The sequence below is a fragment of the uncultured Alistipes sp. genome (assembly GCF_963931675.1).
Taxonomy (GTDB): Bacteria; Bacteroidota; Bacteroidia; order Bacteroidales; family Rikenellaceae; genus Alistipes.
Genome location: NZ_OZ007039.1, coordinates 866,899 through 888,680, shown reverse-complemented (window position 1 = coordinate 888,680; position 21,782 = coordinate 866,899). Strand labels below are relative to the sequence as shown.

General features: G+C 59.1%; 21 protein-coding genes and 1 tRNA gene. 11 read left to right on the top strand and 11 right to left on the bottom strand.

Annotated features, from left to right (window positions below):
• The first annotated feature begins 2 nt into the window (after positions 1–2).
• From rplQ to ABGT65_RS03855, 3 genes are all read left to right on the top strand, one after another.
• Positions 3–599, top strand: coding sequence for a 50S ribosomal protein L17 (gene rplQ, locus ABGT65_RS03865; RefSeq protein ID WP_346699873.1), 597 nt, complete (start codon positions 3–5; stop codon positions 597–599).
• Between the two features lie 139 nt (positions 600–738).
• Positions 739–1,032, top strand: a complete 294-nt coding sequence (locus ABGT65_RS03860) for a hypothetical protein (RefSeq protein WP_346699871.1) — start codon at positions 739–741, stop codon at positions 1,030–1,032.
• Between the two features lie 174 nt (positions 1,033–1,206).
• Complete coding sequence (locus tag ABGT65_RS03855; protein WP_346699870.1) at positions 1,207–1,647, top strand: PepSY-like domain-containing protein; 441 nt, start codon at positions 1,207–1,209, stop codon at positions 1,645–1,647.
• Between the two features lie 102 nt (positions 1,648–1,749).
• Here ABGT65_RS03855 and ABGT65_RS03850 read toward each other — a convergent pair whose 3' ends face one another.
• From ABGT65_RS03850 to lysS, 3 genes are all read right to left on the bottom strand, one after another.
• Positions 1,750–2,214 carry a MaoC family dehydratase gene (locus ABGT65_RS03850; RefSeq protein ID WP_346699868.1) on the bottom strand — a complete coding sequence of 155 codons (465 nt, stop codon included), beginning with the start codon at positions 2,212–2,214 and terminating at the stop codon, positions 1,750–1,752.
• A 258-nt stretch (positions 2,215–2,472) separates the two neighbouring features.
• Positions 2,473–3,231, bottom strand: coding sequence for a triose-phosphate isomerase (tpiA, locus tag ABGT65_RS03845; protein WP_346703050.1), 759 nt, complete (start codon positions 3,229–3,231; stop codon positions 2,473–2,475).
• Positions 3,232–3,612: 381 nt separating this feature from the next.
• Entirely contained in the window at positions 3,613–5,337 is a 1,725-nt protein-coding gene (gene lysS / locus ABGT65_RS03840; RefSeq protein WP_346699866.1) for a lysine--tRNA ligase, read from the bottom strand.
• A gap of 153 nt (positions 5,338–5,490) precedes the next feature.
• Between lysS and ABGT65_RS03835 the strand changes: the two genes are divergently transcribed.
• The gene (locus ABGT65_RS03835) at positions 5,491–7,656 is read left to right on the top strand and encodes a DNA/RNA non-specific endonuclease (protein ID WP_346699865.1); all 2,166 of its coding nucleotides are present in this window, start codon (positions 5,491–5,493) and stop codon (positions 7,654–7,656) included.
• A 102-nt stretch (positions 7,657–7,758) separates the two neighbouring features.
• On the opposite strand, the gene ABGT65_RS03830 is transcribed toward ABGT65_RS03835, so the two are convergent.
• From ABGT65_RS03830 to ABGT65_RS03810, 5 genes are read right to left on the bottom strand one after another with little or no spacing between them, the layout of a single operon-like run.
• Complete coding sequence (locus tag ABGT65_RS03830; protein ID WP_346699863.1) at positions 7,759–8,430, bottom strand: phosphatase PAP2 family protein; 672 nt, start codon at positions 8,428–8,430, stop codon at positions 7,759–7,761.
• A 7-nt stretch (positions 8,431–8,437) separates the two neighbouring features.
• Positions 8,438–9,943 (bottom strand): MBOAT family protein, encoded by a 1,506-nt coding sequence (locus ABGT65_RS03825; protein WP_346699861.1) that lies wholly within the window; start codon positions 9,941–9,943, stop codon positions 8,438–8,440.
• Positions 9,940–11,541, bottom strand: a complete 1,602-nt coding sequence (locus ABGT65_RS03820; RefSeq protein WP_346699859.1) for a hypothetical protein — start codon at positions 11,539–11,541, stop codon at positions 9,940–9,942. The genes ABGT65_RS03825 and ABGT65_RS03820 overlap by 4 nt, the downstream gene beginning before the upstream one ends.
• 7 nt (positions 11,542–11,548) lie before the next feature.
• The gene (locus ABGT65_RS03815) at positions 11,549–12,310 is read right to left on the bottom strand and encodes a zinc metallopeptidase (protein ID WP_346699858.1); all 762 of its coding nucleotides are present in this window, start codon (positions 12,308–12,310) and stop codon (positions 11,549–11,551) included.
• 12 nt (positions 12,311–12,322) lie between these two features.
• Entirely contained in the window at positions 12,323–13,072 is a 750-nt protein-coding gene (locus ABGT65_RS03810; protein ID WP_346699856.1) for an SDR family NAD(P)-dependent oxidoreductase, read from the bottom strand.
• A 76-nt stretch (positions 13,073–13,148) separates the two neighbouring features.
• Here ABGT65_RS03810 and ABGT65_RS03805 point away from each other — a divergent pair, with 76 nt between their 5' ends.
• The 7 genes from ABGT65_RS03805 to ABGT65_RS03775 all read left to right on the top strand — a co-directional run bounded on the left by ABGT65_RS03805 (position 13,149) and on the right by ABGT65_RS03775 (position 17,719).
• Positions 13,149–14,393: an FtsX-like permease family protein gene (locus ABGT65_RS03805; RefSeq protein ID WP_346699855.1), complete on the top strand. Its 1,245-nt coding sequence runs from the start codon at positions 13,149–13,151 to the stop codon at positions 14,391–14,393.
• Entirely contained in the window at positions 14,390–15,106 is a 717-nt protein-coding gene (gene ubiE, locus ABGT65_RS03800) for a bifunctional demethylmenaquinone methyltransferase/2-methoxy-6-polyprenyl-1,4-benzoquinol methylase UbiE (RefSeq protein ID WP_346699853.1), read from the top strand. Before ABGT65_RS03805 ends, ubiE begins: the two co-directional genes overlap by 4 nt.
• A complete protein-coding gene (locus tag ABGT65_RS03795; RefSeq protein WP_346699852.1) occupies positions 15,103–15,624 on the top strand; it encodes a hypothetical protein in 522 nt (173 codons plus the stop codon). The genes ubiE and ABGT65_RS03795 overlap by 4 nt, the downstream gene beginning before the upstream one ends.
• 1 nt (position 15,625) lies before the next feature.
• Positions 15,626–16,093, top strand: coding sequence for a hypothetical protein (locus ABGT65_RS03790; protein WP_346699850.1), 468 nt, complete (start codon positions 15,626–15,628; stop codon positions 16,091–16,093).
• A 104-nt stretch (positions 16,094–16,197) separates the two neighbouring features.
• Positions 16,198–16,428, top strand: a complete 231-nt coding sequence (locus ABGT65_RS03785; RefSeq protein WP_346699848.1) for a hypothetical protein — start codon at positions 16,198–16,200, stop codon at positions 16,426–16,428.
• 364 nt (positions 16,429–16,792) lie between these two features.
• Complete coding sequence (locus ABGT65_RS03780) at positions 16,793–17,407, top strand: flavodoxin family protein (RefSeq protein WP_346699846.1); 615 nt, start codon at positions 16,793–16,795, stop codon at positions 17,405–17,407.
• A 224-nt stretch (positions 17,408–17,631) separates the two neighbouring features.
• Positions 17,632–17,719 (top strand) — tRNA-Ser (locus ABGT65_RS03775).
• A gap of 283 nt (positions 17,720–18,002) precedes the next feature.
• On the opposite strand, the gene ABGT65_RS03770 is transcribed toward ABGT65_RS03775, so the two are convergent.
• From ABGT65_RS03770 to istA, 3 genes are all read right to left on the bottom strand, one after another.
• Positions 18,003–18,377, bottom strand: a complete 375-nt coding sequence (locus tag ABGT65_RS03770; RefSeq protein WP_346699845.1) for a hypothetical protein — start codon at positions 18,375–18,377, stop codon at positions 18,003–18,005.
• A 581-nt stretch (positions 18,378–18,958) separates the two neighbouring features.
• Entirely contained in the window at positions 18,959–19,678 is a 720-nt protein-coding gene (gene istB / locus ABGT65_RS03765) for an IS21-like element helper ATPase IstB (protein WP_346699843.1), read from the bottom strand.
• Positions 19,679–19,698: 20 nt separating this feature from the next.
• Complete coding sequence (istA, locus tag ABGT65_RS03760) at positions 19,699–21,273, bottom strand: IS21 family transposase (protein ID WP_346699841.1); 1,575 nt, start codon at positions 21,271–21,273, stop codon at positions 19,699–19,701.
• Between the last annotated feature and the right edge of the window lie 509 nt (positions 21,274–21,782).

The following is a 21,782-nucleotide window of genomic DNA, read 5'->3' as shown; positions in this document are numbered from 1 at the left end:
AAATGAGACACAATAAGAATTTCAACCACCTCGGCCGTCAGGCAGGACACCGCAAGGCGATGCTTTCGAACATGGCTTCGTCGCTGATTCTGCACAAACGCATCGAAACCACCGTTGCGAAGGCAAAGGCCGTTCGGCAGTTCGTGGAGCCTCTGGTGACCAAGTCGAAGGAGGACACGACCCACTCGCGCCGCGTCGTATTCTCGTACCTGAAGCAGAAGGAGGCCGTGACGGAGCTGTTCCGCACGATCGCCCCGAAGATTGCCGAGCGTCCGGGCGGTTATACCCGTATCCTGAAGACCGGCTTCCGGCTGGGCGATGCCGCCGACATGTGCATCATCGAGTTCGTGGACTTCAACGAGGCCTACACGCTCGGTATCACGCCGACAGCCGCCGCTGAGGCGAAACCCAAGACGCGCCGTTCGCGCAAGAGCGCTGCGAAGAAGACCGACGCTGTCGAGGATGCTACGGTAGTCGAGGGCGAGGCCAAGAAGGCTCCGGCCAAGAAGACTGCGGCTCCGAAGTCCCCGAAGGCTACGGCCGCCAAGGCTGCCGCTCCGAAGGCTGCCAAGAAGACCAACGTGGGTAAGAAGATGTAATTCCACATAGGTGGAGGGGGGGGGAGTCCAAGGTCTCCCACTCCGACCTGTGCCCCGAAATCCCCGAAGAAGGTATGCTCAGACAGACCTCCTTTCGGGGGTTTTTCGTTCGAATGACTAACCTTAAATGCTGCTGATGATGAAATGCATGTTGCTTTTGTGGACGGGACTCCTCGGTTGGAGCCTCCATCTTCCGGCCCGGAACCTGGATTCGCTGCTGCGTGTGGTTCATGATCGTGATCAGGCGGTTCGCGCCGAGGTCATCCGACTTTCGCAACAGACACCGCCGGCGGTCGATTCGCTGCGAAATGCAATGGAGTTGGAGCCGATCGAGACGTATCTCCGGATGGTGGAGGCGGTATATGGGATTCCGTGCCGCTGGGATCCGACGCTCTCCGTGGAGCGGATTGAAGCCCTGCGATCGGAACCGTAACAATGCGTCGAAAGGACCGAAATCCGGGAAATGGGGTCCGGAAGCCGGAATCTCGAGAACTTTTTGCGAAAAAAACGCGCGGGAGGGTGCAATTTTAGATTCCGTTCAGAATTGCCCCCGATCTTTGTATCGTAAAATAAAACCGAAAACGTTTAACAATTAAAAATTACGATTATGAAAAAGATTTTTGTTACCGTCGCTCTTCTCTTTGCCGGAATTACCGTTTCGCTGGCTGACAACGACCGCCCGATTACGCTCGAACAGCTGCCCGCTCCGGCCCAGACCTTTCTGAAGACCCATTTTGCCGATCTGACCCTCGCCTATGCCGTCGAGGACCCCAAACTGGTCGGCTCGGAGTATGAGGTGACCTATACCGACCGCACCGAGGTCGAGTTCCGTTCGAATGGCGAGTGGTCCTCCGTGGTACGCAAGTATGCGGCCGTTCCGGCCTCGATCGTCCCGACGCAGATCAGCGCTTACGTAGCCAAGAGCAGCTTCCCGAACCAATTCATCAAGAAGATCGAACGCAACTCCTATACCTGGGAGATCGAGCTTTCGAACGGCATCGAAATCGAATTCGACAAGGATTTCCGGGTGATCGATATTGACGACTGATCCCGTGCGACTGCGCCCCGATACCGAACGGGGATGAAAAAGCCGGACCCGTTTCAAGACGGGCCCGGCTTTTTGTCCGTTGCCGGGAGGCGGTTCCGGGCGTTACTTGAAGTGGTAGAGGAAAACTACCGTGGCATCCATGGCCGTCTTGGGGCAGTCGCGGATCTCCAAGGCGACCTTGATTTCGGCCTTGGCGATGCCGCGCAGGTTGGTCAGCGAGAGGAGCGTGGCCCGCAGGCGCACTTCGCTGCCGACCGTAACCGCCTGGTTGAAACGCAGTTTTTCGATGCCGTAATTGACCAGCATCTTCACGTTCTCGACCTCTACGACCTGCCCCCAGAGGTAGGGCAGCAGCGAGAGGGTCAGATAGCCGTGGGCGATGGTTGTCTTGTAGGGGCTTTCGGTCCGGGCCCGTTCGGGATCCACGTGGATCCACTGGTGGTCGAGCGTGGCGTCCGCAAAGAGGTTGATCTGCTCCTGGGTGATCTTCAGGTAGTCCGATACGCCCAGTTCCTGGCCCGTGTAGCGGGCGAAATCGTCGAAATCGTGGATGATCAGTTTGCTCATGGGTATGGTTGTTGGTTTCCGGTATCTTCTGTAAAGATAGCAAAAATTTTTGCTTCCACATCCAGTTTTCGTCTCCTGAATTTCCTCGGATTTCCCTGCTTTGAGCCGAACGGCCGAAAATCCGGGGCGTCGGGGGTTCCGGAGTGCCCGTCCGGTTCCGCATTCGCATGAAAAAGCGGGCCCGAACCGTTCGGGCCCGCTTTTTTCGAAATTCCGGTGCGGCTCTCTACCGCTCCGGGACTTGCTTGACGGAGATTCCTATTTCTGAAATCCCTTGCCGATAGCGAGGAAATCCTCGGCCTTCAGGGCGGCACCGCCGATCAGACCGCCGTCGACATCCTCCTTGGCGAAGATTTCGGCAGCGTTCGAGGGCTTGCACGAACCTCCGTAGAGGATCGGGCACTCGGCAGCGGCGGCTCCGAACTTGTCGGCCAGCACCTTGCGGATGTAGGCGTGGATCTCCTGAGCCTGGTCGGCCGTGGCGGTCTTGCCCGTACCGATGGCCCAGACGGGTTCGTAGGCGATCACGAGATTCCTGAACTGCTCCTCCGAGAGGTTGTAGACGACCTCTTCGATCTGGGCCTTCACCACGTCGAAGTGCTTGCCGGCCTCGCGCTCATCGAGGTTTTCGCCCACGCAGTAGATCGGCGTCAGGTTGTTGGCATAGGCCTGGGCCATCTTCTTGTTGAGCGTCTCCGACGTCTCGCCGTAGTACTGGCGGCGCTCCGAGTGTCCGAGGATCACGTACTTGCAACCCAGGGCGGCGATCATCTGTGCGGCGACCTCACCCGTGTAGGCACCCTTGGCCTCGGCGGCGCAGTTCTGGGCTCCGAGTTCGACGTCCGAGCCCTTCAGGGCCTCGGCAACCATCGCAAGGTGGGTGAACGGCGGGCAGACGATGAAGTTCACGCACGAGCATACCTCGCCGCGTCCTGCAACGACGCCTTTTGCCAGTTCGACTCCTTCGGCGGGAAGCGTATTCATCTTCCAATTGCCGGCAACGATTTTCTTTCTCATTTTCGGTTTGTTTTTATAAATAATGTTGTAGATAATTGCAATAATCAGTGCCCAGAGGAAAACTCCGGTGAATTTCAGTGCGAAGTGCTCCAGGCGTGCCAGCTCTTCGGCCCCGACGAGCGGCATGAGGAGCACTCCGGCACAACACAGCGCCAGGTAGATGATCCGTTGGCGGCGGGCCATTTTGGCCATCACGTTGAGCGAGGCCTGCCACCAGATCATTCCGCAGAGGAGGATGGAGACCAGTTTCCAGATGATGCCGGGCAGCAGTCCGCTCATCGTCAGTCCGCACAGGGCGAAGGCCGCGAGGCTCCCGGGCATGAGCCCGATGGGCTGCTGGCGGACCGGTGTGTTTTCGCTGCCTTTCATCGCTCCGGGATCCTATTCCTTCGTGCACCACGCCTTGACCTCCTCCATCGAGGGGGCCTTCAGGCCGAGTTTGTTCTTCTTGTTGAAGCCGCAGAGGTCGTTGAAGAACTTGCCCGGGGCGAGCTTGCGCAGCGAGTCGACCGTCAGGTAGCCCATCTTCTGGATCACCGGAACCCACTCCTCGGGAACCCCGATGGCGGTGTAGGCCTCGACGGGATCGTTCACGGGCTTCTTCTCGGGGCGCATCTGCGGGAAGAAGAGCACGTCCTGAATCGAGCTCTGACCCGTCATGAACATCGTCAGACGGTCGATGCCCATGCCCATGCCCGAGCAGGTCGGCATGCCGTATTCCAGTGCGCGGACGAAGTCCATGTCGATGAACATCGCCTCGTCGTCGCCCTTCTCCGAGAGGCGCAGCTGCTCCTGGAAGCGCTCCAGCTGGTCGATCGGGTCGTTGAGCTCCGAGTAGGCGTTGCAGAGCTCCTTGCCGTTGACGAAGAGCTCGAAACGCTCCGTGAGCTCCTTGTTGTCGCGGTGGCGCTTGCACAGCGGCGACATCTCGATCGGGTAGTCGCAGACGAATGTCGGCTGGATGAGCTCCTCCTCGCAGTATTGACCGAAGATGGCGTCGATGAGCTTGCCCTTGCCCATCGTGTCGTCGATCTCGACGTTGAGCCGTTTGCAGGCTTCGCGCAGCTGCTCTTCCGTCTGGCCCGTGATGTCGTAGCCGGTCTTCTCGCGGATGGCGTCGGTCATCGTCAGGCGGCGGAACGGCGCCTTGAACGAGATCTGCCGTCCGTCGATCGTCAGCTCCGTGGTGCCGTTCACGGCCATCGAGATCCGTTCGAGCAACTGCTCGGTGAACTCCATCATCCAGCGGTAGTCCTTGTAGGCGACGTAGATCTCCATGCAGGTGAACTCGGGGTTGTGCGTGCGGTCCATGCCCTCGTTGCGGAAGTTCTTGCCCAGCTCGTAGACACCGTCGAATCCGCCGACGATCAGCTTTTTGAGGTAGAGCTCCGTGGCGATGCGCAGGTAGAGGTCGATGTCGAGCGAGTTGTGGTGCGTGATGAAGGGACGCGCCGAGGCTCCGCCCGGAATGGGCTGCAGGATCGGCGTCTCGACCTCGACATAGCCCTTCGAGTTGAAGAACTCGCGCATCGTCGAGATGATCTTCGCGCGCTTGACGAAGGTCTCCTTGACCTGCGGGTTGACGATCAGGTCGAGATAGCGCTGGCGGTAGCGCACCTCCGGGTCGGTGAAGGCGTCGAAGGTCTTGCCGTCCTTCTCCTTGACGACGGGTAGCGGGCGGATCGACTTGGACAGCACGGTGAAGTGCTTGCAGTGTACGGAGAGTTCGCCGGTGTTGGTGCGGAATGCAAACCCTTCGACCCCGATGAAGTCGCCGATGTCGAGGAGTTTCTTGAAGACCGTATTGTAGAGCGTCGGGTCCCCTTCGGGGCAGATGTCGTCGCGGCGGATGTAGACCTGGATGCGGCCCGTGTGGTCCTGCAGCTCGAAGAACGAGGCGCTGCCCATGATGCGGCGCGACATGATGCGGCCCGCGATGCGGACCTCCTGGAAGTTCTTCGCGTTGTCGTCGTAACCCTCGGCGATCTCGCGCGCCGTGGCCGTCACCTCGTAGCGGGCGGCGGGGTAGGGTTCGATGCCCAGGTCGCGCAAGGCCTTGAGCGACTGTCTGCGAAGCTGTTCCTGTTCGCTGAGTTCGATTGCCATGTCGTCAGTTTTTGATGTTTCGTGGTATATCCCCGCAAAAATAGTGAAAAACACGCAAAATCGCAACCCGGCAGGCGTTTCAATTCTTGGACGATTTTGTTTATTCACAAAATGTTTTTATATTTAACCCTCTCATCTAACTAAATTCGTGTTATGAAACAAATTCTCTCTCTGCGTTTTCTGTCCGGCATCCGGAGGTTCCCAATGTTGTTTTTGGGAGTTCCGGCTGCCGTATTGTCGCTCTTCACGGCGTGTGGTGACGACTCTGCGGACGACGACCTCTATGCGGCCGTTCAGCCCGTGACGTTTACTTTCGATGAATCGGACCCTGCGAAGAATACGGTTCAGGTCATGGCCAACACGGCGTGGCAGGTCTACTGGACCCCGGACGTTGCGGGCGTTTCCGTCTCCCCGGCGACCGGATCGGGCAACGGCTCCTTCTGCGTGACCGAGATGCCTGAGGGAGAGACCCTCCAGTTCGGTGTGAAACCCGTTTCGGGAAAGTCCGTCCCGACCTATGCCACGGTGACGCGGCCCGCTGCCGAACCGGATGCGGCGACCCTTTCGGTCGCGCCCCAAACGCTGACTTTCGATGCCGCGGGGACCAACCGGATCACCGTGACTTCGAATGCGTCGTGGACGGTGACGGCATCCGATCCGGGCCTGGCCTTCAGCCCTGCGGCCGGGAGCGGCAACGGGACGATCACCGTCACGGCGGCTCCGGTCGGAACCTCGACGCTGACCGTTACGGCCGGAGAGGGCTCGACCGTTAAAAAAGCCACGGTGACGATCTTGCGGAGTGCCGAAAGTTCCGGCGAGACGCTCTTCAGCCTCGATTTTGGTCCGGAGCGCTCCGACTGGGTCTGGGCCAATCAGAATGAAGCGTGGAAGACCCAAACCGGTACGGGTGCGTCGACTGTTTCCTACTCCCTTTACAACGTGCAGATTGCGAGCCCTTATGGAAGCGCCGGGAAGTATGCCGGAGCTTCGGGCGGCAGTTATGCCCGTATGTATGAGAATCCTGAGACGGATTATTTCGAGATTCGGCATATTACGCTTCCCGCCGGGCAGACCGATTATACGCTCTCTTTCGGAACGATCTTCCCGGCCGGAGACATGACTCTGGAAGTCAGTGCCGACGGGACGGTCTGGAAGCCGCTCGTCTATACCGGAGCATCGGTCTATAATACCTGGGCAAAAACCTCGGTGGGCTTTACCCTTGCGGAGCCCGCCTCGCAACTCAGCATCCGGCTGGTTCCGACGGGTGTGGACCGCCAGTACGGGCTGAATTTCGACGATATTGTCCTGACGGCCGGAGGCGGCGGTCAGCAGATCGACTTCGGTGCGTCCGGCAAGGAGTACCGCTGGGCCGAGCTGCCCAGAAACTGGGTGGCTCCCACTTCCGACCGGGCGACGATCTCGGGCGATTACGCCTTCTATACCCACTGGACCCGCTCGGTCCGCAGCAACAAGGTGGTCCGCAACTACTCCTACTGCTACGATACGCGCCGCCACAACCCCATTTGGGTCGCCTATCCGATGCATGCGGTCTACGGCGAGGGTGGTTTCGATCGTACTTCGCCCGATCCGTGGGCTCCCGATCCGGCGCTCGATGCAAGCTATCAGTCGAAGATCTATCAGTCCGACGGCCCGAACGGCAGCGATCCCTACCAATATTGGTCAACGAACACCCTGTCCAGCCTGGGACTTTCCGGCAGTTGGACCAAGGGCCACCTCTGCATGTCGCGCGAACGGGGCGGTCCCGATACGGAGATCAACCGACAGACCTTCTATCCGACCAACGTCGCTCCGCAGCCCAACACTTCGGGCAGTACCTTTGGCGAGGTTTGGGGCTACATCGAAGCGTTGATCTCGGGAACCGGTAACCGGAATAACGACATCACGGCCGATGACAACTCGACCAATATGAACATCGTGGCCGATACACTCTTCGTGGTGGCCGGATGCTACTATCAGCACGACGACTGGACCGATTACGATTCATCGAACTACGACCAGCCGACTCCCGATCCGAACCAGAAACTCTGCGTGATGCCCACCCATCAGTACAAAGTGCTGCTGCGCACCCGCAGCGGAAATACCGGCAAACCCATCCAGGAGTGTTCGGCCGACGAGTTGCAGTGTGTCGGATTCTGGTTGAATACCTTCACTCAACTCGATGCTTCGAGCGCCCGGACCGTTTTGCGGGAGATTGCCGTTCCAGTCTCCGAGATCGAGCAGCAGACCGGCTTCACCTTCTTCCCCGACGTGCCCGAAGAGGTCAAGCAGCAGTGCAACCCTGCCGACTGGGGATTCTGATCCTCACCGGAGGGCCGGTCAAAAAGAGAGGGAGCGCACAATAGCGCTCCCTCTCTTCGTATGCTTTGGGATCGTCCGCCTGTTCCGGCCGAGGCGGCACGGTTACTTGTCCGCCTGTTTTCCTTTGGTCAGGCGGCGGTAGGCGATGCAGACCGCCCACCCCAGGGTCGCGCCGACCAGCGCGCCCCAGACGAGGTCCATCGGGAAGTGCTTGCCGAGATAGATGCGCGAGTAGCAGATCATGAGGGCACAGAGCGTAACCAGTATCGAAAACCACCGCCGGCGGATTACCCGGGCCGCAAAGAGCGCCAGCGTCACGATCGTAGCAGCGTGTGCCGAGACGCTGCCGTAGCGGCCGCTGACCGCTTCGACGGGGACGTGCACCGCCCAGTCGCCCGAATAGCCCGCTGCGGCCAATGCCTCGGGGGAGAGGCGCCGCAGCACGCGCAGCGAGTCGGGTGCGATGTCAAGCCCTTCGAGCGAGGGGGTGAACATCGGTCGCCAGCGCGGTTCGAAATCGGGCAGCAGGCCCCCTAACAGGCCGTTGTGCTTGAAGATTCCCGCGATCATGTCGGCCAGCGCCACGGCCGCCGCCATCAGCACCAGAAACCACACCATTCCCCGCCATCCGGCCTGTCGCCATACGAGCCAGAGAATCAGCACGTAGAGCGGGATCCACATCGTCGTGCCCGAGAGCGTGAGCATCACACGGTCCCACGTCGGTCCGCCGTCGAAGTTCAGTGCCAGAAAGAGTTGCCGGTCAAGGTTCTGCATCGGTCATTTAAAATTGGAAGTAGATGAAGGGCTGTATGTCGCTCGATTTGATCTGCATGACGCACCAGATCATCACGGCGGCCATTAGCACCTGCATGACCAGCGGCGCCCGGACCACCAATTGCTGCGCCGCGGCGTCGACTCGTCCCGGCAGCAGGTGCAGCACGTAACCCGCGGCGATCAGCGCGAAGACCCCGGCGTAGCCCGCCATGACCTGCGGGATCATCGCGGCGTTGAAGTTCTCGAAGATCTGGTGCAGCATCAGCGAGACCGTCTGCATCGATTCGGCCCGGAACATCAGCCAGCCGAAGCAGACCAGGTTGAAGGTCACGAAGATCCCCGCCGCACGGCTCCACCAGTGCATCTGCGACCCCAGGGCCTTGGCCCCCGGCACGACGCTCATCCAGAGCTTGTGCAGCGCCAGCGCCACGCCGTGCAGCCCGCCCCAGAGGATGAAACGTATCGCCGCACCGTGCCACAGCCCGCCCAGCAGCATCGTGAGGAGCAGGTTCCAGTAGGTGCGCAGGCGACCCTTGCGGTTGCCGCCCAGCGAGATGTAGAGGTAGTCGCGTAGCCACGACGAGAGCGAGATGTGCCAGCGCCGCCAGAATTCGGTGATCGTCGCCGACTTGTACGGGGCGTCGAAGTTCTTCGGGAAGCGGAAGCCCAGCAGCAGCGCAATGCCGATGGCCATGTCCGAATAGCCCGAGAAGTCGCAGTAGATCTGCAGCGCGTAGCCGTAGATGCCCATCAGGCACTCGAAGCCCGAGTAGAGCAGCGGCTCGTCGAAGACGCGGTCGACGAAGTTCAGCGAGATATAGTCCGAGATGATCGCCTTTTTGAAGAGGCCCGTGAGGATCAGGAAGACCCCCGTTCCGAACATTTCGCGCGTGATGCGGATCGGGTTCTGGCGGATCTGCGGGATGAAGTCCCGTGCCCGCACGATCGGCCCGGCGACCAGCTGCGGGAAGAACGACAGGTAGAAGAGGTAGTCCAGCCAGTTGGTGAGCGGCTTCAGCTGACCCCGGTAGACGTCGATCGTGTAGCTCATCGACTGGAAGACGAAGAACGAGATGCCCACCGGCAGGAAGATGTTCTGGAACTGCAGGAACCCCTGTCCGAAGAGCTGGTTCGAGATGTCGATCAGGAAGTTCGTGTACTTGAAGTAGCCCAGCATTCCGAGGTTCACCGCCACGCTCAGCACCACGAGCCACCGTTTCGTCCGGCGCCGTTCGGCATGGTGGATGCCCCTGGCAATCAGAAAATCGCTCGCCGCGGCAAAGATCAGCAGCAGGAAGTAGATGCCGCTCGACTTGTAGTAGAAGTAGAGCGAGAAGAGCACCACGTAGACAATACGCGCCATCGGGGCCCGCCGGAATGCACTGTAGATGAGCAGAAATCCCGCAAACAGAAACAGGAAAAGCCCGCTGCTGAAGATCAGCGGCGAGGTGGCGTCGTAGGTCAGGAGCGCCTGCAGTTTTTCCCAGAATCCGTCTGTGGCGGGGAGTGTCATGGGCGTGGCAGGTTATGGGTTTCGGGTCCGGCGGCCGGGAGCAGGGCCTGCTCGATCCGCGCCCGTTGCAGGGAGTCCATCACCTCGGCAGCCTCCGCACGGCGGAGTTCCGCCGCCCGGCGCTCGGCATAGGCCCGGCACGCTTCGGCATTCAGGGCGTCGAACAGCGCCCATGCCACGCGGCGCCCGCCGGCGTAGTTGATGTGCGTGTAGTCCTTTCCGGCCCAGCCGTTCCGCACGAACTCCGCCATGCCGCCCTGGGCCCGCATCGCGTCGCTCGTGGGCCAGAACGCCGCGCCCGTATTCCGGGCCGCCGCGCGCTGGCTCTCCAGCATGTAGGGGATGGCGTCCATCGGTTCGAAGCCCGCGTCGGTCTTCACCGAGCGGTCGCTCACGCCCAGCACCAGCACCGCAGCCCCCGGGAAGCACTGGCGCACGTAGGCCACCATCTTTTCGATCTGCGACGCATAGCCGCGGTAGCTCTTCACGCCGGCCTGCATGATGTTCAGCCCGTACTGGAGGATCACCAGGTCGTAGGGGGCGAACGAGTGGATCCGGGCGTTCACCGACGGGTTGGTCCAGAACATCGCCTGGCCGTTGTTGCTGCGCACCGAGTAGTTGTCCACCACGACGCCGCGCCCCTCGAAAATGGCCCCGTAGCCGATGAAGCGATCCGTCCCGGAGAGGACCCGGAAGCCCAGCGAATGGATGTGCGGGGCCGTGACGGCGATTTGGCGCACCGAGGCGTCGCCCGCCACGGCGAATTCCCGGCGCAGCGTGTCGTTCAGCGTCACCTCCACGCGGCTGTCGTGCGGCGAGAGGAAGAGGATCCGGGCGTCGGTCACGCCGTCCAGCCCCTTGCGGTAGTCGGTATTCTCCCAGCGGGTCGAGGCACCGGCGGCGGGCTGGCTCACCCAGCCCGAGACATAGAAGTGCTCGCGGAGAAACTCCGGAGCCGCCTTGCGCTGCATGATGTTGTAGGTCGTCCAGCCTTTCGCCTGGGTCTTCACCGTGCGCCGGAAGGCCGTCAGCGGCGAGGCCATGGGTGCGAAGCCCGTCCCGCCGCCGGGACGCCCGCCGAAGGCTGCCTGGAGCCGTTCACGCAGGTCCGCCGTCAGGATGTCGCCCTCGACGAACGAGTCCCCGAGGAAGGCGATCCGCACCGGGCGCCGGGCCGTCAGCAGCGTGTCGCAGAAGGCCCGCAGCAGGCCGCTGTCGCTGTAATCCTCGATCGGCGTCAGCGTCTCCACCCATCGTGCCGAGTCCGGCTCCCGCATCTCGTAGGGGGCGAATTCCGCCGGAAGCCGCCATTCGTAGCAGGTGGGGACCTCCCGCGGCGTCGTGTCCGCCTCGATGCGCGAAGCCACCTCCGCAAGGTCGATCCGGAACTCCTCCTCGTCGTAAAGCTCCGGGCTCTCCGACACCTCCTCTGCGGCCGAATCGTCGAACGTCACCAGGTCCGAGAGGATGTTCGCACGCCGCAGGCTGATCCCCCCGATGCTCTGCGGGGGAATGAAACTTACGGCCACGAGCACTGCAATGAGTGCCGCGGCCGCCAGCCAGGTGCGATGGGTATAGTCTTTTTCCGGGGTCTCCATTCGTGTGTCAGTCGCGTCGCCCGAGAATCAGGAAGACGTAGTAGAGAACCGAGGCGATGGCGCTCAATGCGGCCACCAGGTAGGTCCGGGCCGCCCACGAAAGGGCCTCCCTGGCCTGCGTGAGCTGGATGCCCTGCATCGTGCGGCTCGCCTGCAACCATTCCAGAGCCCGCGCCGAGGCGTTGTACTCTACGGGGAGCGTCACGATCGAGAAGAGCGCCGACATGGCGATCAGACCCACGCCGATCCAGCAGAGCACCTCGTTCTGCGTCGTGGCGAGGATCACCAGCCCGAGGATGATCACCCATGTCGCGGCCGACGAGGCGAACTGCACCACCGGAACCAACTGCGAACGGAGTACCAGCGGCGCATAGCCCCGGGCGTGCTGCACGGCATGGCCGCACTCGTGGGCCGCGACGGCCGCCGCGGCCACGCTCGTCGACGAATAGACCGAGTCGCTCAGGTTCACGGTCATCGTCTGCGGGTTGAAGTGGTCCGTGAGCTGCCCGCCGACGTGCGTCACCTTCACGTTGTGGATGTTGTTGTCGCGCAACATCTTCTCGGCGACCTCGGCGCCCGTCAGGCCGCCCGGAAACTGGACTCTCGAATACTTCTTGAAAACCGACTGCAGGCGTGCCTGCACCAGAAATCCGATCACGCCGATGGCGATGATCAGAAAGAACATGCCCATCGTCGCGGCGTCGTAGCGCGCGGCGTGCGACTCTGTGTAGTAACCTGCCTGAAGCAGGACGATAAGGGGTTGATACATGGTCGTATGTGTTTATTGTTTTTTGCGGTACGTATAGTACGAACCGGCCTGTCGGCTCGGCATCAATACCATATCATTAACGTTCATGTGCGCCGGTAATTGTGCGACCCATGCGATTGCTTCCGCAATATCCGCGCCGGTGAGGGGTTCGACCCCTTCGTAGACCGCCGCGGCACGTGCCCGGTCGCCGTGGAAGCGCACCTCCGAGAACTCCGTCTCGACCATCCCCGGGCGGATCTCCGTGACCTTGATCCCCGAGGCGAGCAGGTCGGCGCGCATCGACTGCGAAATGGCGTGCACGGCGTGTTTCGACGCGCAGTAGACCGCCCCGTTTTCGTAGGGTTCCGTGCCGGCGATCGAGCCGAGATTGATGATATGCCCGCTGCCCGCTGCGACCATCTTCGGGGCGATCACCCGCGTGACGTAGAGCAGCCCCTTGACGTTGGTGTCGATCATGGCGTCCCAGTCGCGCGTGTCGCCGCGGTCGATGTGCTCCAGCCCGGCCGCCAGACCCGCGTTGTTGACCAGCAGGTCCACCCGTTCGAGCGGCTCCAGGTGGCGGCGCACCTCCTCCTCGGAGCGCACGTCGAAGACAAGCGTCGTGCAGCTGCCCCCGGCGGCTTCGATCCCGGCCTTCAGCGTGGCCAACCGTTCGGCGCGCCGTCCCGTGGCGATAACCGCATAGCCCGCGGCCGAAAGCCGCAACGCCGTGGCGCGCCCGATACCCGAGGTCGCACCCGTGATGAGTGCCTGTTTTTTCATGAAATTCCCGTATTTCGGGCAAAAATACGAAATTTATGTGTTTCTTTGCATAAATTTCCGACAAAATAGTGCGCTCGTGAATCTGGCCTTCTTCATCGCTCGCCGCATGGCGCTGCCGACTCCGGAAAACAAACCCGGGGTCATGGAGCGCATTGCCGTGGGATCGGTCGCCATCGGTGTCGCGGTGATGATCCTGGCGCTGGCCGTCGTCATCGGATTCAAGCGCGAGGTCGCCCGCAAGATGGAGGGTTTGGCCGCCCATGTCGCCGTGACCGATATCCGCGGCGTCGAGGCTCTCGATTCGCAACCCGTGCATCGGAACGGACACCTCGAAAACCTGATCCGCGAAACCGACGGGTTCGTCCGCATGGATCCCTATGCCGTCAAGGGCGGGATCGTCCGCACCCCGGAGGCCGTGGGCGAGGTCCTCCTCAAGGGGGTCGAGGCCGGGTACGACTGGTCCAGCCTCCGCGAATGGCTCGTCGACGGTGAACTGCCCCGCGTGGGGGACTCCATCCGCACGAAGGACATCCTCCTCGCCCGCGTCCTGGCCGACCGCCTGCAGCTGGGCGTCGGCGACAAGGTCGAGATGCTCTTCGTCGAATCTGGCGAAATGCCCCGCCGCGACCGTTTCAAGATTGCCGGAATCTTCGACTCCGGCATGGAAGAGATGGACCGTGCGCTGGTCATAACCGACATCCGCAACGTACAGCGCCTCGCTGACTGGTCCCCCGACGAAATCTCCGGATACGAGATCCGCACCCGATCGCTCGATGAGGCCGAGGCGTTCGCCCGCACGCTCGGCCGCACACTCCTCTACGACGAGGGCGACGGTACGGAAAACCTCGCCGTGGAGAGCGTCACGGAGCGCTACGCCAACATCTTCGACTGGCTCAAGGCCCATGACGTGAATGCCGCGGTCATCATCGTCATCATGCTCGTCGTGGCTTTCTTCAACATGACCTCGGCGCTGCTGATCCTCGTCCTCGAACGCACGCGCATGATCGGACTCCTGAAGGCCCTCGGAATGCGCAACGGCGAGATCCGCCGCATCTTCCTCTGGAGGGCCGCGTTCGTTACCCTGCGCGGCCTCTGCTGGGGAAATATCGTCGGCGTCGGCCTCTGCCTGATCCAGCACTGGACCCACCTGGTCAAACTCGACTCGGAAGGCTATCTCCTCTCCGAAGTCCCCGTGGCGCTCGACTGGGGCTGGTGGCTGGCGCTCAATGTCGGATTCGTCGCCGCCATCGTCGCCCTGCTGGTGATCCCGACGGCCGTCGTCGCCCATGTCAAACCCGAAGAAACCATCCGTTACGAATGAAACCCTACAATACCGATCAAACCAAGAAGGAGGAGGTCCGCGAGATGTTCGACCATATCGCGCCGAAATACGACCTGCTCAACCATACGCTCTCGATGAGCATCGACCGCCTGTGGCGCCGCCACGTCGTGAGGATCGTGCGCCGGGCGAAACCCCGCCGGATCCTCGATGTGGCGACCGGAACCGGAGACCTGGCCATCGCCATGGCCCGCCGGATCAAGGATGTGCAGATCCTTGCCGTGGACCTCTCGGAGCGGATGCTCGACGTTGCACGCCGCAAGGTCGAGGTCCGGGGGCTCGACGGACGGATCGTCCTCGACCACGGGGATGCCGAACACCTCGATCTGGCCCCGGCCTCCGTCGATGTGGCCACCGTGGCTTTCGGCGTGCGCAACTTCGGCGACCTCGATCTCGGGCTCCGCGAGCTGGCTCGGGTCGTCAAACCCGGTGGAAAGGTCGTGATCCTGGAGTTTTCGAGACCCGCGAACCCGCTGTTCCGCGCCGTCTACGAATTCTACTCCTATCGGATCCTGCCACGCATCGGGGGCATGGTCTCGCATGACCGCAAAGCCTACGAGTATCTCCCCGCTTCGGTCGGGGAGTTCCCGCTCCCCGCGGAGTTCCTCCGTCGGCTGGAGGCCGCCGGATTCAAAAACTGCAGGGCCCGGAGCCAAAGCTGCGGAATTGCCCAAATTTATACCGGAGAACGATGATGAAGATGAAGGTGCAAAAGTGGTTGCCGGCGCTGATGATCCTCGCTGTGGCCCTGTCGGCCGGTTCCTGTCGCCGGGCCGTGGAGAAGGCTGCCGACAAGGTCCGCTTCCTCGGGGTGGAGAAGGTCGAACGGCAGGGGCTGACCGGTGCCGAGGTGGTTGTGCGCATCGACAACGGCTCGGGATACAATCTCACCCTCTCGTCGGCCGAAATCGGAATCTATTACGGCAACTCCCGCGTCGGAACCGTCGTGTTGCGCGATCCCGTGACGGTGCCCCGGCGCACGCTCCAGAGCTTCGCAACCCGCTGGCGGCTGCAGATCTCCGACCCACTGGCGATCTATCTGCTGGCCCGGAAGGCCAGAGCCGGAGAGTTCGGGCAGGTGTTCGTCTCGTGTGCCGTCGAGGGGCGCGGGGGACCTGCTCCCGTGAAATTTTCGCGTGAAAAGATGCCGTTGTCCGATTTTTTGAATACCTTTGGACTGTCGATTCAGGATGTCGAAAATTATCTGAAATAAAATGAGATTCATCCCGCTGATCCTTACCTGGATACTCCTTGCGGCGGCTTCCGGGACCCACGCGCAGTCGCTCGATGCCTTCAAGCAGCGGCTGGCCCGGCCGACGGCCGGTTCCGCATTCTTTGACCCGGCCCGGGTGCTCGTCTCCGAACACGGCGATGCCGCACGGGCCGTCGCTCAGGCCGCGCAGGCCGCTCAACGCCTCTCCTACAAGGGACACCGCGTCTGCATCTTCTTTGACAACGGCCCCGATGCCCGGAGCGGGGCGATCGCCGCCAAGGAACTCTTCGAGGAGACATTCCCCGGGATCAAGGTATACATGGTTTATGAAAGCCCCTGGTTCTCGGTTTCGGTCGGAAACTGCCTCACGACCGAAGAGGCTATTATCCTGAAAGGTAGGGTGTCGGCAACATTCCCGAAGGCATTCCTCAAGAACGAGGTGATCTCCGTCGCGGACCTTTTGGAATAAATTCCTTCCGTTTTTGAAAATCCCCGTTTTTCTTTGCTTTTTTCCCGCGAATATCTATCTTTGCGATGTTTATAAGAATTATTAATAATTAAACGTTTGACGCTATGAAAAAGATTTTCTCTTTTGTCATCGTTCTGGCTGCCGTCGCTATGGTAGGCTGCTGTGGAAACAACAACAAGAAGGCTGCCGCTGAGGCCGCTGCTACCGAAGCTGCCGCTACCGTTGAGGCTGCCGCTTGCGGGAAGTGCGACTCGAACGCCGCCTGCTGCGCCGAGAAGTGCGATTCGGCTGCCGCTTGCAATGCTTGCACCGAGACCGCTGAAGCTGCGAAATAATTTGCGGAGGCGCGGACCGGAGGTGGTTCCGATGCGGAATCTTCCCGCCAGAAAAAGACAGCCCGATTTGTTCGGGCTGTCTTTTTCTGTGCGGAGCGGAAACAGGGGGGCCGCGCACTCCTTCGTTCAATCCGATGATCCGTGCTCCGGGACGCAGATTGTTGCAGGTTGCACCCCCCCCCAATCCGACTGCCCGGCGTGGGGACGGAATTCCGATTTCGGAATTTGCGGCGGATTTTGTATCTTTGTTCTGCCTTCCGGGCGGAGTGTACGTCGGACGGCGCTTTCGGGCGTCGGGCCGGGAGAGAAACCCTGTCGTCGTATGTCGTCCGGAACGCTGTGGTTACCTTATCTGATTGAACCCATGAAAGTCTTGCTGATCAATGGAAGTCCGCATCGTGAGGGGAATACCTTCATCGCGTTGCGAGAAGTGGCCCGCACGCTCGAAGCCGAGGGCATCGAAACCGAAATCATTCCGCTGGGTACCAGACCCGTTCCCGGATGTATCGCCTGCTGGTCCTGTTCCCAGACCGGCTGCTGTGCATTCGAGGACGACCTCTATATGCTGGTCCGGGAGAAACTCGCCCAGGCCGATGGCCTCATCGTTGGGTCGCCGGTCTACTTTGCCGGGCCCAACGGTTCGCTGTGTGCCCTGCTCGACCGCTTGTTCGTCTCCTGCACGGACCGGCTGGCCTACAAACCCGCAGCTGCGGTTGTGGTGTGCCGCCGCGGGGGCGCCAGTGCCGCATTCGACCGGCTGAACAAATATTTCACGATCTCGAACATGCCGGTCGTCTCGTCGCAGTACTGGAACAGTGTGCACGGGCGTCAGCCCGGCGAGGCGGCGCAGGATCTGGAGGGTTTGCAGATCATGCGGGTCCTCGGACGGAACATGGCCCGGGTGCTGAAGGCCGGGCTGACGGCGTCGGAAAAACGCCCCGAACCCGAACCGCGCATCGTGACGAGCTATATCCGGTAGCTTCGGATTGCAGGGAGAGGTGCAGGCGGCCGGTGCTGTGCCGGATTGCAGGGAGAGGAGCGGCCGCTTCCGGATGCAGGAGACGGCAGCGGCCGGGCAGGCGCCCGTTGGTTGGTGGAGGACCGGCTCGGTGGATGCTGCGTCTCTCCCCGGGCTTTTGGTGCAGAAAAAATCGCCGTCATTTGCAGATTCCGGAAATATTGCGTACTTTTGCAGCACCTTACGGAAAGATGCAGGAGTGGTTGAACTGGCCCGCCTGGAAAGCGAGTAAACCTCAAAAGGGTTTCAGGGGTTCGAATCCCCTTCTTTCCGCTGATCCGGAACCCGGCCGCTGAGGTCTCGGAATTCGCATTTCACCCCTGTCACAAGGTTTTGTGGCAGGGGTGAATTCGGTTTATACGCTCTTCCCTTTGTGGAGGCAGGAAAAGATGGGAGATGGGAGGGTGACGATGCGGGGCCGCTAACCGCGGGTTGTCATTCCGTCGATGGGGCGGGCTGCATTGCGGAGGTGCCATTACGGGGGTACCATTCGGGGTGCCATTACGGAGACGGTATTACGGGGATGGCATTATGGGATGCCATTACGGGGGTGTCATCAGGCGATGCGGTTCGGGTAGTTCCGCGATGAACCCGTTCGTTCCCGAAGTACCGCCAGGGTCTCCTCGACAATCTCCAGCAAACTCCAGGAACCGTTCATCTTCCGGTAACGGAGGCGTTCGCTGGCAATCCGCAGCGGTTCGAGCAGGCCGATCGCCGCGATAATGTAGGGTGGCAGCTTGAGGTTGCCGATCTCGTATTTCAACTGGTTGAGATAGCTTAAAAACGTGTCATAGGTTGTGCCTAACAGGTAGCGGCCGTAAAGTTCGAAGATACGCTTGCAGTTGCGATGGGCATTTTCTCGCTCGAAATAGAACCGTTTCAGCTCCTGAGCCAGAAGTATCCGCCATTTCAGATGATCGGGAACGTACATGATGTTGGTGTTTGAGGGTTCGTATGCTCTGCCGTAAGAGATTTCCGGGTTCAAACAGCGCTTGTGCCGGACGGTCCGACGGTTGCGGATTCTTCTGCCGCGACCATGCCGCCGGGTGGAATCATGGGGCCGCCGCGGCCATTATCTCTGTCGCCTCTGTCTCTGTCTCTATGATCGCCATTACCACTGTCCGCGGCCGCTGCTACTATCGCTGCCGCCACAATCGCTGCCATCCCTGCCTCTGCCGTCATGGCTGCTGGCATCGCTATCGCTGCCGCCCTGGATTATCTCATGAACAAAAATGCGGATTCCTGTACATTTCAGCAATTGGAATCTTGAAGTTTAGGGTTGAAAAACATATTTTATATATTTAAAAGAGTATTATATATTGCAAATATATAAAATATAATATGCATGCAACTCTTTTTATTGTAAAAAATGTCTGTAAATGATTCTTTTCGAGGCCGGAGGGTCGGAGATCGGACCTGGACTGCGTATTTCGGTCGATAGCCACCCAGGGATTTCAGTCATAACCACCCACTAAGATTACCTGTATCTCTGGATATATGGCAAAGATATATCTATTTTCTCATACTCACTCCGTTGAGATCTATTCTATATGCAGATTTGACTACTCTGTCGAGTATGGCATCCGCTATTGTCGGATTCTTAGCAAGTATATCATACCAGTTCTTGACAGGAAGTTGGCTGGCTATGATTGTCGACTTTCTCCCGTGCCTGTCTTCTATAAGCTCCATAAAGTCAAGCAACTGCTGTCCGTCAAGTATCTTCATTCCGAAGTCATCGATGATAAGCAGGTCAAGTGCAGCCATCTTGTCAAAGAACCGGGCAGCCTTGGATTCTATTCTTGCCATATGCATATCCTCCAGGAGTTTCTGCATATTGGCATATCTGACCTTGTATCCGGCGAAGCAGGCCTGATATCCCAAAGCGGAAGCGATGAAGCTTTTCCCGACTCCGGCCGGGCCTGTCACAAGTACAGATGCGCCTTGTTTTATGTATTCGCATGTTGCCAGTGACAGGATCTGGTTTTTGTCTCTTCCTTGAGCCGTATTGAAGGCAAGTTCCTCAATTGAGGCATTGTAGCGGAACCTTGCCTGAGAGAGCAGTCTGGCGGTCCTGTTGTTTGTTCTCTGGTCATGTTCGGCCTGGATAAGCACGGCCATTCCGTCCTGCAGTGTCAGTTCTCCAAGTTTGCGGGTTTCATGGAGCAGCATCCAGCTTTGGGCCATGCCGCTAAGGTGAAGACTTTTCAAGTCCTGATAGATTTGATCGTTCATGATTTGTTTGTATTAGTGGGTTATTTGTCGGCAAAGTATTCTTTGCCTCTTATGTTTGCATGTGCTTCGGGGAACAGAGTGGATTCTTCATCATTGTCCAGACCGGCGCATTTGCTTTCGATGAGGTTTTTGATGAAGGGATAGCGGCATGCGTCGAACTCTATCGCAGCCCTGCATGCCTTTTCGAAGAGTTCCGGGTTTGTGGTCCGCTGGAGATGGAACAGCCCGTCACATGATTTATAGTACTGCTCCGGAACTGTATAGGGGTTGTTTCCGAAGATCTTTCTGATGACGGTGGCCAGTGTCTCTGACACTGCTGCCGCACGGTCGATATACTTCTGGGGTGACAGATTCACATAGTCGTTGTAATATGATGGCATGTGGGCTTCCACTGTGCAGTAGCGTCCGGGGACAGTGCATCTCATGTGTACGGCTACACGTTCCCCTTCCGGAGAGAAGACCTTTACCAGGGAGCGTGTGTAGATGACCTTCACTTTCTTGCCTGTAAGATGATACGGGACAGAGTAATATACCTTGTCCCTGCCCATATAGATGTGACTGCTGTTCTGTACAAGAAGCTCTGTCCTGTATATGATCTCAAAGTCCTTTTCCGGCAGCTCCCGGAGTCTTGGCTTGTCCAGTGACAGGAACCGTTCCTCCCTGGTGAAAGGCAGTCTCTGCATCCGTTTCTGGTTATGCTGTTTCATCTTTTCGGCTATTGCCATGTTCAGCTCCCGGATTGAGTGGAACATTTTATTGCGCAAAGGTGCATATACCCGTCTGTAGACGATCTGTACCTGATCTTCTACCAGGGCTTTGTCCTTCGGATGTCCGGAACGTGCCGGTATCGTTACGCAGCCGTAATGATTGGCGAAGTCCTCCATTATCACATTCAGCTCCGGCATATATCTGTCAGGCCTTGCGACAGAAGATTTCAGATTGTCTGTGACAAGTATCCTGGGGACGCCTCCTATATGTCTGAGACAGCTGGAGAGCGCATGGAGGAAGTCTTCCACCTTCTGGCTTGGTACGGCCATCGCATAGCCATAGTCTGATGCCGGGAGGCATGCAACGAAGATCTGGCATTTGACTTCTTCCCCCGTATCAAGATCCACATACGACATCGTGTCTCCTGCCAAGTCGATGAAGAGCTCGTTGCCACCTTCCCTGAAGTTGCTCTTCGGCAATGACACTTCAGGGGCTGCCGAGGCCTTGTGCTGGTTCAGATGGTAACAGAACTGAGTGTATCCATAACCGTCCGGATGTTTCTGCCGGTATTCTTCCCATAGAAGGTACATGGTGACATGCCGCCTTTCCAACTCCCTGACATAGTACTCCAGATCTTCCTGCAGCGCATCAAAGCGCTTGTCCGTGTAGGCGGCATTTCCTGCACTGAAACGGTGCTGGAGTTCTGGCTCGTCCATCTTTATGAGTTCTTCGATGCTCTTGCTGTCTGACTTCGCCGCATTGACATATTTGTTCACCGTTTCTTTGTAAAGACCAAGCCGTTCCCCAATCTTCCGGTTGGACATGCCGTCCTTGTGAAGTAATAGTATTTGTTTGATCTTGCTCATCTCTGTTCGTTTGCCTGCCATATTTCCCTCAATTTTATCATTGAGGTGCAAAGATACAGATCCTGGTGGGTGGCAATGCTCCGAAAGACATTGATGGCCAGTCTGTTCATCTCTCAGACTGGGTGCATTTGCTCCGAAAAGGATGGGCGGCCGGGGCTATTCCTGACCTCGTCAGGACAACTGGGTGGCAATGCTCCGAAAAATTGAAGCCCGCGAGCCGAGTTCCATGCCTTTTTTATTTATAATAGGGTCCTTTTTGGTGGTTACTGGTGGTTAGCGTATTTTTACGCTTTCTTTCACTTGCAACCTTCTGTAAACCAGCTATTTGCAAGATATTATTCCGTGAGACAAATCCCGGACGGGACAAAAACGGGACAAAACCACAGGAAAATAAAATCAAGAACGCTTCAAGTCCGGCATCCCTTGTCATGGACTTCTCTTTCCTCTGCAAAGGTACGATTTTGTCCCGTGAAAAGCAAGCAATTTCTTATAAATATGTTGTCAATCAACCATTTATATCACACGGGCAT

Bases quoted from the DNA above. Each gene is read 5' to 3' on its own strand.
- rplQ (WP_346699873.1), top strand. From the start codon at position 3: ATGAGACACAATAAGAATTTCAACCACCTCGGCCGTCAGGCAGGACAC.
- ABGT65_RS03860 (WP_346699871.1), top strand. From the start codon at position 739: ATGAAATGCATGTTGCTTTTGTGGACGGGACTCCTCGGTTGGAGCCTC.
- ABGT65_RS03855 (WP_346699870.1), top strand. From the start codon at position 1,207: ATGAAAAAGATTTTTGTTACCGTCGCTCTTCTCTTTGCCGGAATTACC.
- ABGT65_RS03850 (WP_346699868.1), bottom strand. From the start codon at position 2,214: ATGAGCAAACTGATCATCCACGATTTCGACGATTTCGCCCGCTACACG.
- tpiA (WP_346703050.1), bottom strand. From the start codon at position 3,231: ATGAGAAAGAAAATCGTTGCCGGCAATTGGAAGATGAATACGCTTCCC.
- lysS (WP_346699866.1), bottom strand. From the start codon at position 5,337: ATGGCAATCGAACTCAGCGAACAGGAACAGCTTCGCAGACAGTCGCTC.
- ABGT65_RS03835 (WP_346699865.1), top strand. From the start codon at position 5,491: ATGAAACAAATTCTCTCTCTGCGTTTTCTGTCCGGCATCCGGAGGTTC.
- ABGT65_RS03830 (WP_346699863.1), bottom strand. From the start codon at position 8,430: ATGCAGAACCTTGACCGGCAACTCTTTCTGGCACTGAACTTCGACGGC.
- ABGT65_RS03825 (WP_346699861.1), bottom strand. From the start codon at position 9,943: ATGACACTCCCCGCCACAGACGGATTCTGGGAAAAACTGCAGGCGCTC.
- ABGT65_RS03820 (WP_346699859.1), bottom strand. From the start codon at position 11,541: ATGGAGACCCCGGAAAAAGACTATACCCATCGCACCTGGCTGGCGGCC.
- ABGT65_RS03815 (WP_346699858.1), bottom strand. From the start codon at position 12,310: ATGTATCAACCCCTTATCGTCCTGCTTCAGGCAGGTTACTACACAGAG.
- ABGT65_RS03810 (WP_346699856.1), bottom strand. From the start codon at position 13,072: ATGAAAAAACAGGCACTCATCACGGGTGCGACCTCGGGTATCGGGCGC.
- ubiE (WP_346699853.1), top strand. From the start codon at position 14,390: ATGAAACCCTACAATACCGATCAAACCAAGAAGGAGGAGGTCCGCGAG.
- ABGT65_RS03795 (WP_346699852.1), top strand. From the start codon at position 15,103: ATGATGAAGATGAAGGTGCAAAAGTGGTTGCCGGCGCTGATGATCCTC.
- ABGT65_RS03790 (WP_346699850.1), top strand. From the start codon at position 15,626: ATGAGATTCATCCCGCTGATCCTTACCTGGATACTCCTTGCGGCGGCT.
- ABGT65_RS03785 (WP_346699848.1), top strand. From the start codon at position 16,198: ATGAAAAAGATTTTCTCTTTTGTCATCGTTCTGGCTGCCGTCGCTATG.
- ABGT65_RS03780 (WP_346699846.1), top strand. From the start codon at position 16,793: ATGAAAGTCTTGCTGATCAATGGAAGTCCGCATCGTGAGGGGAATACC.
- ABGT65_RS03770 (WP_346699845.1), bottom strand. From the start codon at position 18,377: ATGTACGTTCCCGATCATCTGAAATGGCGGATACTTCTGGCTCAGGAG.
- istB (WP_346699843.1), bottom strand. From the start codon at position 19,678: ATGAACGATCAAATCTATCAGGACTTGAAAAGTCTTCACCTTAGCGGC.
- istA (WP_346699841.1), bottom strand. From the start codon at position 21,273: ATGGCAGGCAAACGAACAGAGATGAGCAAGATCAAACAAATACTATTA.